Annotated in this window: 1 protein-coding gene; it reads right to left on the bottom strand. The window is 37.3% G+C overall.

All coding sequences use genetic code 11. The features are described 5' to 3' along the window. Nucleotides 1–109: 109 nt before the first annotated feature. Nucleotides 110–1,600: an MFS transporter gene (locus AC1DRF_RS25455; RefSeq protein ID WP_477742011.1), complete on the bottom strand. Its 1,491-nt coding sequence runs from the start codon at nucleotides 1,598–1,600 to the stop codon at nucleotides 110–112. Nucleotides 1,601–1,894 lie beyond the last annotated feature (294 nt).

Genomic DNA, 1,894 nt, shown 5'->3' with positions numbered 1-1,894 from the left:
GAAAATTTCTTTTCATGTCAAAAGGCAATACGTCAGAGGAAGTTTCTTATTGGATATAATTAGCGATTGTTTGCGCTGAAAATTTTGCTTTTTTTCGCGAAGTTATAGGTTAAACAACCGTTTTATCTCGGATTTCTTTTGAAATGGTTACGTCTTTCCAAAGCTGTTCGTATTTATAACCCGTTAAACTTTCACAAACCGCTTTCGCTTCAGGAGTAACGTCTTTCGCTCGGCCTCCCTTTTTTCTTCTTTGAATTTCAGTTAATAAGATTTTGTGATTTTCCGGACTTATTTTAAACCATATAGTTGCGATAATTCCAGCGAGAATCAAAATAGCAGGTACAATCATGAACAGCTTTTGCAAGCCGGCTAGCGTAGACGCTGACTGCTCGGCGTTTGGTACATAGCCAATATTCTTTAAGGCAACACCAACCAGAAAAATCGCAAGCGCCTGAGAAGATTTTCGAATAAACGACATCAGCCCTGCATACACGCCTTCTCTTCTTTTTGTCGTAATCATTTCATCTACATCTGATACGAACGGCAGTACATTCCATGGAATCATAATCGCTCCAGAATGACCGCTTCCTAAGAAAAATGCTGCTAAGTAAATAAGAACTAAAGAGCTGTCTGTTGTTAGGAAACTGAATAAAACAATGCCCGTTCCCCAGATGATCATGCTGAAGTTATAGGTTAATTTATTTCCTAACTTAATGGCTATGTATGTAACAAGAGGAATAAATAGCACCTGTGTAATTTGCACAAAGCTTAGGGTGTCTGCATAAATAGCTTCGCGCAGCATGTAATAGGCAATAAAATAAAAGAAAAGAGCATTAAATACATCCATTGCAATGTAAGATGCTAAGTACATGGCAAGGTACACGTTAAACGACTTATTTTTAAATGCACTTCCAAAACTGATAAAAAGCTGCTTAAATTCTAACCAAAATCCGTTTTTCTTTTTTCGTTCCACTACTTCTCCGCTATCCCAAGTTCCTTTATAGACAAAAATCCATGGAAGAGCAAAAAGAAGACCAAAGATAATGCCCATGATTAAATATCCTTGTCCACCTGGAAACGCATCAATGATTCGTTTTGGAAAGAAAGCGCCTAAAAATGAAGCGCCTTGTGAAAAGACCATGCGTATTCCCGTCATTTTCGAACGAATGCTATAATCTGTCGTCATCTCTGCTGCTAGCGTATTGTAAGGAACCATGACCATACTAAACGCCGTGTTAAATAAAAGATAGGCTAAGATAAAATAGGTGTATTTGAACATATGCGAGCCTTCAATAGGAATCCACAGCATAGTGAACGTGATGGCGACTGGAATGATTCCAAAAAGAAAAAAGACTCTTCTTCGTCCTTTTTTTGTCTGAAGATGATCAGATATGTACCCAATGGTTGGATCTAACAAAGCATCCCACACTTTTCCAAGAGCTACAATCGTTCCTGCTTCTACAGGAGAAAGCCCGACTACATCCGTTAAAAAAACCATAAATAATGTGCCGATAATAAAAAAGGATCCTCCGCCAAACAAATCCCCAAATCCATACGCTACCATATTACGAAAGCGCACTTGTTTTGTTTTCCCTTGCATATGCAGCCCTCCCCCTGAGTAAATAGACTAGCTTCCTTTGTTATTCACTTTTTTCTATTTTACTAAACTACCCCTTGAAAAATAAGGAATATGTCACCTTTTCTACTCAAAAGAATAAGATACTTCTTGGTCATATAAATAGAAAAAGGGCTGGGTAAACCGTTCTTTTTTATCSTCTATTATAAGTTGACTTTTTTTTCACAGCTGTTATAATTCAACCCATCTCTTGTTATTCAACTATAAAAGGCAAACTTGAACATTTGACATCTGAGCTGTGACGAATAAAATAATAAG

It is taken from the genome of Priestia sp. P5_B4, from assembly GCF_056400385.1.
Note: the sequence above shows the minus strand (reverse complement) of the source record. Positions and strands in the feature narration are given on the sequence as shown.